Origin of the sequence: Nitratidesulfovibrio oxamicus (assembly GCF_015731765.1) — a bacterium.
Classification (GTDB): domain Bacteria; phylum Desulfobacterota; class Desulfovibrionia; order Desulfovibrionales; family Desulfovibrionaceae; genus Cupidesulfovibrio; species Cupidesulfovibrio oxamicus.
Map to the genome: position 1 here is coordinate 1 of NZ_VRYY01000035.1, position 8643 is coordinate 8643.

Sequence of the window (8643 nt, forward strand, 5' to 3'; positions counted from 1 at the left end):
ACCGCGCCCGCGCCGCGATGCAGCAGCCGGGTGGCGCGCGGGGTGGACAACATGTGCCGGGCGCGCGCGGCCATCACCGCGTAGCCGCCCAGCACGCAACCCACCACGGTCACCGTGGTGGCCGCCACCAGTGCGGCGCCCGTGGCGTCCAGGGTGCGCAGGTCCACGAAGGTGGGCAGAAAACCCACGTAGAACACGATGACCTTGGGGTTGCCCAGGGTCAGGGCCAGACCGCCGCAGGCGGTGCGCAACGGGCGCGACAGGCGCGACGGGGCAGTCGCGGCCAGCGCAGCGGTGTCCGCGCCGGATGCCGGATACCCGGATGCCGAATCTGCGGGCGCAGCCCCTTCGGATGCCGACTCTCCGGACGCGGCGAGGGGATGGGCCGTGGACGCGCCGTGCCACAGGCCGATGCCCAGCCAGATCAGGTAGGCCGCGCCGCCAAGGCGGACCAGCAGGAACAGTTCGCCCATGCTTTCCGCCAGTACGGTCAGCCCGGCCATGGCCAGCAGCAGAAAGATCATGTCGCCGCAGATGATGCCCGCCGTAAGGGCCAGTGCCGTGGGCAGGCCGCGCCCCAGGGCGGCGGACAGCACGGCGAACACGCCGGGGCCGGGGGTGATGGCCAGGATGAACAGGGCCACGGCCAGGGCGGCAAGGGAATGAGCGGTCATGGGAGCCTCTCGGGGCGCGTGTTGGGGCAGCCCCGGCAGCACTGACGGGAAGGCGCCGTGGGGGGGAGGGGACGCCACCCCGCCGGGTGCGTTTGTACATTTATGGATGTTGCCGGGCGGGGGGCGCATGGCCAATGCGCTTGCCGCCGACTGCCCGTCCTGCATAGCCCCGCGCGGGGCGGCAGGCAAGTGGGCGCGGGCTGCCGGTGCCGGGTGCGCGGCGTTGCCTCTCGACAAGGTGGGGTTCCTGCCGCTACGGTGCGCCTTGCGCCCGACCGTTTCACGCTTTCGTGAACCGGCCCGATTCGCGCATGTCCGGTTTGCCCATGCCGGGGCCGGGCACAGCCGCTCCGTTCACGCAGTTGCGCGCACCCCGCGCGGAGACGCCATGTCAGCCATACCGCCCGGCGCACCATCCGCCACACAACCCGCCGCCGCTTCATCCGCCGCGGCGGAGGACATGGAGCACGTCCGCCGGTTCATCGCCGAGCGCGACATGTTCGCCAAACACCTCGGCATCGAAATCACCGAGGCCGCGCGCGGCTACGCCCGCGCCGTCATGCCCCTGGACGCGCACCACCGCAACGGCGTGGGCATGGCCCACGGCGGGGCCATCTTTGCCGTGGCCGACCTGGCCTTTGCCGTGGCCTGCAACACGCGGGGCAGGGTCAGCGTGAACCTGAACACCTCCATCTCGTTCCTGGCGCCCGGCAAGCGCGGGCCGCTGACGGCGGAGGCGCGCGAGATCAGCGCCGCACGGCGGGTGGCCACCTACGAGATCCGCATCACCGACGGCGAAGGCACGCTCATCGCCATCTGCCAGGCCACCGCCTACAGCAAGGACCAGCCGGTGCCCGGCATGGATTCCGCCGGCAAATCCCGGAGCGCGGACTAGCCGCACCATCCACGACTAGCCACAACAGGGAAGCCGCCACGCCCACCCCGTACCGGAAGACGCACGCATGAAACTACGAATGGAATGCATCTTTCGGGACAGGGTGGGCATCGTGTCCGACCTTTCCTCGCTGCTGGCAGGGCAGGCGCTGTCCATCGTCTCCATGGAAGTGGAGCGCCGCCCCGGCGGTGCGGCGGCCACCCTCCCCACGTGCGCGATTTCCGGCCTGACCCCCGGCCCGGCTTCCGCCCCGGCTCACGTCCTTGCGCCGGGCCCCGTCGCCAGCCCCGTCCCCGGCATGGACCGCGCCTTCGTGTACCTGGAGGCGGACAGCTCGCGCGACGTGGACCGCGCCGCCCTGTTCGAGACGCTGGGCCGCATCCCCGACCTGCTGGAATTCCGCATCGTGGACACCCTGCCCGCAGAGGAACGCGCCAACCGCTTTCTGGTGCTGCTGGACAACCTGCGCGACGGGGTGCTGTCCATCGACGCCGAGGGGCGGGTGACCTCCATCAACAAGGTGGCCCGTGAGGCCTACGGGTGTACCGGCGCGCCGGGCGTGTCCGGCGCATCGGGCACGCCGGGCGGCACCCCCGCCGCCGACCTGTCCGGCCTGCCGCTGGACGCGCTGGGCCTGCCCGACCGGGGTATCCTGGACTGCCTTTCCGGGCGCGAACTGGTGGACGCCAAGCGCGAGGTGGCCACCCCGGGCGGCGGGCGGCTGCAATTCTTCGTCACCCGCAGGCCCATCCGCGACGGCGAAGGGCGCATCATCGGCGCGGTGGAAGTGGCCCGCGACATGCGCGAGATCCGCAAGCTGGCCCGCTCCATCACCGAGCCCGCGCAGGTGACCTTCGGCGACATAGTGGGCCAGCACCCGGCCATCGGCTTTGCCATTTCGTTTGCCCGGCGCGTGGCCGCCACCGATTCCATCATCGCCATCAGGGGGGAGAGCGGCACCGGCAAGGAACTGTTCGCGCGGGCCATCCACACCGCAAGCATGCGGCAGGGGCCGTTCGTGCCGGTGAACTGCGCGGCCCTGCCGGAACAGTTGCTGGAAAGCGAGCTGTTCGGCTACGAGGCCGGAGCCTTTACCGGCGGACGGCGCGAGGGCAAGCCAGGCCTGTTCGAGACGGCGCGCGGCGGCACGGTGCTGCTGGACGAGATAGGCGACATGCCGCTGGCCTCGCAGGCCAAGATGCTGCGGGTGATGCAGGAGGGCAGCGTGCGCCGGGTGGGCGGCACGGCGGAGGTGCCCGTGGACGTGCGCATCATCACCGCCACCAACCGCACCCTGGAGCGGCTGGTGGAGGAAGGGCGCTTCCGGCAGGACCTGTACTATCGTATCAACGTGCTGCCCATTCACATTCCGCCGCTGAAGGAACGGCCCGGGGACATCGCCGTGCTGGCCGAGCATTTTCTGCTGGGACTGGCCGCCCGGCTGGGCGGGCCGGTGCGCAGCCTTTCGCCGGGGGCGCTGGCGCGCCTTGCGGGCCACCACTGGCCGGGCAACGTGCGCGAACTGAAGAACGTGGTGGAGCGCGCCGCCATCCTGTGCCCGGGCGATGTGGTGGGCGCGCGGTTCATCCTGTTTGCCCATGAACTGGAAGGCGGGCTGTTCGGCGAGTCGGCCCGGCTGGCCGACGGCGTGGCCGATACCGTGGCCGATGCGGCGGCGCTGGCCTCTGGCCGCGAGCATCATGGGGACGGGGAGGGGCGGCTCAAGGACATGATTGCCGTTTTTGAAAAACGAATCATTGCGGATGCGGTGGCCACCGCAGGTAGCGTGCGCAAGGCGTCAAGAAAATTGGGAATTTCCCATACGGCCCTGCTCGACAAGCTGCGGCGGCATGGCTTGAGAATGGTTTGAAAACTTTCCAGCGGTCCGAAATGTTTCCACCTGCCCTGCGGCATCATTTCGGGTTTTATGCCCTGTTTATTTGAACAGTGGTCTGATTTGTTTCCACTTTGGGTGCGCTGCCTTGCCGTGCCGCTTCCATTTCCCGCCGTTCCCCTTCCCGGCTCCTCTTCTTTTTGCGTTCGCAACTCACTGGTCCGATTTGCGTTTTTGTGATCAAGCAGGAAATTTCGCCGTTTTGTCCTGTTTTTCGGCAAGTTGGCAAGGCGTTTGCTTTGGTGGGCCTGCGCCCGTGCGGGCGCACCCTGTCCGGGGTTTTCACCGCGCACCGCAACGCACCGCAACGCGCCGCACCACCGGCGTATCTGGAGGCTCAGATGATCGTTGGCATCCTGAAGGAGATCAAGAAGGAAGAAAACCGCGTCGCCATGACCCCCGCCGGGGTCGAGGTGATGGTGCATGCCGGACACACCCTGCTGGTGGAAAAGAACGCCGGCGCGGGCAGCGGCTTTGCCGACGAAGCCTATGCGGAAGCGGGCGCAACCATTGTGGCCACCTCGGCCGAAATTTACGCCAAGTCCGACATGGTCATGCACGTCAAGGAGCCGCAGGCTTCCGAATACGGCATGATCCGCCCCGGCCAGATCGTGTTTACCTACCTGCACCTGGCCGCCGACGAGCCGCAGACCCAGGCCCTGATCAAGAGCGGCGCGGTGTGCATCGCCTACGAAACCATCCAGAAGGCCGACGGCAGCCTGCCCCTGCTCACCCCCATGAGCGAAGTGGCTGGCCGCATGGCCATCCAGCAGGGCGCCAAGTACCTGGAAATGGCACAGGGCGGCAACGGCGTGCTGCTGGGTGGCGTGCCCGGCGTGGACCCCGGCACCGTGGTGGTCATCGGCGGCGGCGTGGTGGGCACCCATGCGGCCCGCATGGCCTGCGGCCTGGGCGCCAAGGTGTACATCCTGGACATGAACCTGGACCGCCTGCGCCACCTCAGCGAAGTGATGCCCTCCAACTGCTTCCCGCTCATGTCGTCGCCGGCCACAGTGCGCAAGCTGGTGCGCGAGGCCGACGTGGTGGTGGGCGCGGTGCTGGTTACCGGCGCCAAGGCCCCCAAGCTGGTCACCCGCGACATGCTGAAGACCATGAAGCCCGGCTCGGTGTTGGTGGACGTGGCCATCGACCAGGGCGGCTGCTTCGAAACCTCTAAGGCCACCACCCATACCGACCCCACCTTCGTGGTGGACGGCGTTGTGCACTACTGCGTGGCCAACATGCCCGGCGCCGTGGCCAAGACCTCTACCCTGGCCCTGACCAACGCCACCCTGCCCTACGCGCTGACCATCGCCAACAAGGGCTGGAAGCGCGCCATGCAGGACAGCTGCGAAATCGCCAAGGGCGCCAACGTCATCGACGGCAAGATCACCTTCAAGGGCGTGGCCGAGGCCTTTGGCCTGGACTACGTTTCCGTGGATACCTTCCTGAATTAGTCCCCCTTCCGGGCGGACCTGATGCTGCACCTCCGCGCGGGGCCGGGCGGACCGCCCGCCGCCCGGCCCGCGCACCGCATTTCCCCGACCCCTGCCTTTGCATTCCCGGCCCGTCGCGGACGTTCGTCGCGTCCACGGCCAAAGGCCCGCCCTACGGGGGGCGGGCCTTTTTTCATTGGGGGCGCAATGGCGGGCAAGGCAGGTGGCAGTCCGGCCAGGCGACCATGGCGGGGACGTCCCGAAGGGATGGCGGCACGCACGGCCGCTCGGCGCGTCGCCTTCCCCTTCGGCCATCGAGGGCCTGTCGGCGGGTGCCGCGCGTGGGATCTCTGTCCGTTGCACCAGTGCCGGTTTCCGCTCGGCAGGCCGCCGGGGCGCAGGGGGGGGCCAGAGGCGCGGGCGCGGCCCCGTCTGTGCGCATGTCCCACGCAAAACCGCCCGAACCTTGCGGTCCGGGCGGCGTCGTTTGCGTTCAGGCTGGCGGGTCTGGTCTGCCGCCGGGGTTGAACCCGGCCAGCGCGGTGCTAGGCCACCGGGTCGCCGGTGCGGATGCGCTGCCCCTTGGCCACGTCCATCACAAAGACCACGCCGTCACCTTCCTTGCCGGTGCGGGCGCCTTCGGTCACGGCTTCCAGTGCGTCGGCCTCCAACTCGTCCTTGATGCCGATTTCGATGCGTACCTTCTTCAGCAGGTTCACTTCGCTGACCACGCCGCGGTATGTTTCGGTGTAGCCTTTCTGGCGTCCGGCACCCAGGATGTTGGTGACTGACATGCTGTATATCTGCCGGGCGTACAGGGCCTGCTTCACGGCGGTCAGGCGCTCGGGCCGGACGTATGCGATGATGAGTTTCATGGTGCTATCCCCCTGCCCTTACTCGTTGGAGAAGATCTGGAAGCCGCTGTAGGCTTCGGAGCCGTGCTCGGTGACGTCGAGACCCTTCAGTTCCTCTTCGGCGGGCACGCGTACGCCCATGACCATCTTGAGCACGCTGAACAGGACGAACCCGGTGCCGAAGGCCCACGCAAAGGCCGCGCCCACCCCGATTGCCTGGGTGACCAGCTGTCCGGCGCCGCCGCCGTATAACAGGCCGGTGATGGTGCCGTACCCGGGCGAGGCGAACAGGCCCACCATCAGCGTGCCGTATGCGCCGCACACGCCGTGCACCGAAATGGCGCCCACCGGGTCGTCGATCTTCAGCACCTGGTCGATGAACAGGACGGAGAGCACCACCAGCACCCCGGCACCAAAGCCGATGATCAGCGAGCCGACGGGCGATACTTCGAAGCACCCGGCGGTGATGGCCACAAGGCCTGCCAGCGCGCCGTTCATGCTCATGGAAACGTCGGGCTTGCCGTACTTCAGCCAGATGGTGATCATGGCGCCCAGCATGCCGGTGCACCCCGCAAGGCAGGTGTTGACCGCGATGTAGCCGATGGTGCCGTTGGCCACGGTGGTGGAGCCGGGGTTGAACCCGAACCAGCCGAACCACAGGATGAACACGCCAAGGGCTGCCAGGGGCAGGCTGTGGCCCTGGATGGAGCGGGCCTTGCCGTCGGCGGAGTACTTGCCAAGGCGCGGCCCGACCACGATGGCGCCGGCCAGGGCAATCCAGCCGCCCACCGAGTGGACCACGGTGGACCCGGCGAAGTCGGAAAAGCCCATGGCCGCCAGCCAGCCGCCCTCGTTGCCGAACAGGTTGCCCCACGCCCAGTGCCCGGTGACCGGGTAGATCAGGCCCGTCACCACCATGCTCATGATGATGTACGAACCGAACTTGGTGCGCTCGGCGATGGCGCCGGACACGATGGTGGCGGCGGTGGCCGCGAACACGGTCTGGAAGAACAGGAAGGTCATGGCCCACTGGCCTTCCGGAGAGGCGCCGTCAAACGAGGCCAGGGCGAAGTCCGAGCCGCCGATGAAGCCGCTGACGGACTTGCCGAACATCAGGCCGAAGCCGAACAGGAAAAAGAGGGGCGCTCCGGCGGCGAAATCGAGAAAGTTCTTCATGATGATGTTGCCCGCGTTCTTGGCGCGGGTAAGACCCGCCTCCACGAACGCGAAGCCCGCCTGCATGAACATGACGAGGATGGCGGCGATCAGCGTCCAGAGCGTGTTGGCGTCGGACTGCGACAGGAACTGCGGCGCGTCCTCGGCATGGGCAGGCAGCGGTGCGAGCGCAGCCAGGCCAAGCACGGTGCACCCGATGGCCAGAGACAGCAGGGAGCGTTTGCCCGTGAGTGATGCGGTGATCATGGTTCCTCCTTCGACCCCGTGATCGAAAACCCCTTTCGAAGGGTGCGGTGATGTTGTGAGGCCGTAGGAGCAATCTCTGGTCCAAGATGAAAGCGCATTGAAATGATTGAACTTGGCAGTTCTCCTCGCCAGTCGCGCTGCGGTATTTTGATGTATTTTTACAAAAATAGTGTAAAAATCCGCACGTAAAAATTCATAATTGTTAAAACATGTGAGAATGGAGGGTGGCGCCAGCCCGTGGCGCAATCGAAGGCTATGGCCGGTGGTGGGAAGTGTTCCCAAACCCGTGGGCATGCGCATGCGTCCTGTCCGCAGGGGCAGGGCAGTTCGTGGATGGCAGGGGGGATGTAGGGGGCGGGGCGCAAGCTGCGCCATTGCTGCAAAGAGCGTGATCGGGCGCAAGATGGGTGACTGCATGCAGCAAGGGTGACGACGGAAAGCAGGCAGGCGTGCACTATTGTGGTGCCGGGCTCCTGCGAGCGAGTAGTGGCGAAGTGGGTTTTACAAAAAAAGCAATTTTGTCCGATGCGTTACTGGATGCGGTGCCGGAACAGCCACCCGGCGGCGGCCATGCACACCGCGCCGATGAGCGCCAGCGGCCACAACTGCGGGGCCAGCAGAGTCAGGTCCGCCCCTTCCAGGAACACCCCGCGCACCACGATGAGTATGTAGCGCATGGGGTTCACCAGGGTCAGCCATTGCACCGGCTCGGCCATGTTGGCGATGGGCGTGGCGAAGCCGGAAAGGATGGCGGCGGGCATGGTGAACAGGAACATGCCCAGCAGCCCCTGCTGCATGGTCACGGACAGGGACGAGATCATCAGGCCGATGCCCACCACCGAGAACAGGAACAGCACCAGCCCGACGTACAGGGTAAGCAGGCTGCCGCGCAGGGGCACCCCGAACCAGAATACCGCCATGGCCACGATGAGCGAGGCCTCGAACAGCCCCACCAGAAAGCCGGGCGCGGCCTTGCCGATCAGCATTTCCGTGGGGCGGTAGGGGGTGACCAGCATCTGGTCGAAGGTGCCCTGCTCGCGCTCGCGGGCCACGGACAGGGCGGTGATGATCAGCGTGACCACCATGGTAACCATGACCACGATGCCCGGCACGAAGAACCACCGGCTGAGCAGGTTGGGGTTGTGCCACGCCCGTGTAAGCAGCACGGAGGGGCGGGGTTGCCCGCCATGGGCGGCCACGTACCGTGCGCCGAAGTCGTCCACGATGGAGGCCATGTAGTTGAGGGCAAGCCCCGCCGTGTTGGAGTTGCGCCCGTCCGCGATGGCCTGGACCACTGCCTGGGAGGGGGCCACGAAGGAGGCAGGGGCTGGGATGGTGGAGGTCGCGGCGGCGGTCGTGGTGGAACCGGAAGAGTCCCCGGCGCTGCCCGCATCGGCGGCGGCCAGTTGCCCCACCCCGCCGCGCAGGGTCAGGGCGCGCTCGAAGCCCTGCCCGATGCGCAGCACCA

General features: G+C 67.4%; 7 protein-coding genes. 3 read left to right on the plus strand and 4 right to left on the minus strand.

The features are described 5' to 3' along the window. The coding region (locus tag FVW20_RS01765) for a LysE family translocator (RefSeq protein WP_196608034.1) at positions 1 to 674 on the minus strand (674 nt) is incomplete at its 3' end. 388 nt (positions 675 to 1062) lie between these two features. Here FVW20_RS01765 and FVW20_RS01770 point away from each other — a divergent pair. The 3 genes from FVW20_RS01770 (at position 1063) to ald (ending at position 4920) form a co-directional block, all read left to right on the plus strand. Next, on the plus strand, positions 1063 to 1569 hold the full coding sequence (locus tag FVW20_RS01770) for a PaaI family thioesterase (RefSeq protein ID WP_307831294.1): 507 nt from the start codon (positions 1063 to 1065) through the stop codon (positions 1567 to 1569). Positions 1570 to 1636: 67 nt separating this feature from the next. Then, positions 1637 to 3439 carry a sigma-54 interaction domain-containing protein gene (locus tag FVW20_RS01775; RefSeq protein ID WP_196608035.1) on the plus strand — a complete coding sequence of 601 codons (1803 nt, stop codon included), beginning with the start codon at positions 1637 to 1639 and terminating at the stop codon, positions 3437 to 3439. 365 nt (positions 3440 to 3804) lie between these two features. Further along, positions 3805 to 4920 carry an alanine dehydrogenase gene (gene ald / locus FVW20_RS01780; RefSeq protein ID WP_196608036.1) on the plus strand — a complete coding sequence of 372 codons (1116 nt, stop codon included), beginning with the start codon at positions 3805 to 3807 and terminating at the stop codon, positions 4918 to 4920. A 524-nt stretch (positions 4921 to 5444) separates the two neighbouring features. On the opposite strand, the gene FVW20_RS01785 is transcribed toward ald, so the two are convergent. From FVW20_RS01785 to FVW20_RS01795, 3 genes are all read right to left on the minus strand, one after another. After that, the gene (locus FVW20_RS01785; protein ID WP_196608037.1) at positions 5445 to 5774 is read right to left on the minus strand and encodes a P-II family nitrogen regulator; all 330 of its coding nucleotides are present in this window, start codon (positions 5772 to 5774) and stop codon (positions 5445 to 5447) included. 18 nt (positions 5775 to 5792) lie between these two features. Continuing rightward, positions 5793 to 7175 carry an ammonium transporter gene (locus tag FVW20_RS01790; RefSeq protein ID WP_196608038.1) on the minus strand — a complete coding sequence of 461 codons (1383 nt, stop codon included), beginning with the start codon at positions 7173 to 7175 and terminating at the stop codon, positions 5793 to 5795. 530 nt (positions 7176 to 7705) lie between these two features. After that, positions 7706 to 8643: ABC transporter permease (locus tag FVW20_RS01795; protein WP_196608039.1), on the minus strand; the 938-nt coding region annotated here is incomplete at its 5' end.

Bases quoted from the DNA above. Each gene is read 5' to 3' on its own strand.
- FVW20_RS01770 (WP_307831294.1), top strand. From the start codon at position 1,063: ATGTCAGCCATACCGCCCGGCGCACCATCCGCCACACAACCCGCCGCC.
- FVW20_RS01775 (WP_196608035.1), top strand. From the start codon at position 1,637: ATGAAACTACGAATGGAATGCATCTTTCGGGACAGGGTGGGCATCGTG.
- ald (WP_196608036.1), top strand. From the start codon at position 3,805: ATGATCGTTGGCATCCTGAAGGAGATCAAGAAGGAAGAAAACCGCGTC.
- FVW20_RS01785 (WP_196608037.1), bottom strand. From the start codon at position 5,774: ATGAAACTCATCATCGCATACGTCCGGCCCGAGCGCCTGACCGCCGTG.
- FVW20_RS01790 (WP_196608038.1), bottom strand. From the start codon at position 7,175: ATGATCACCGCATCACTCACGGGCAAACGCTCCCTGCTGTCTCTGGCC.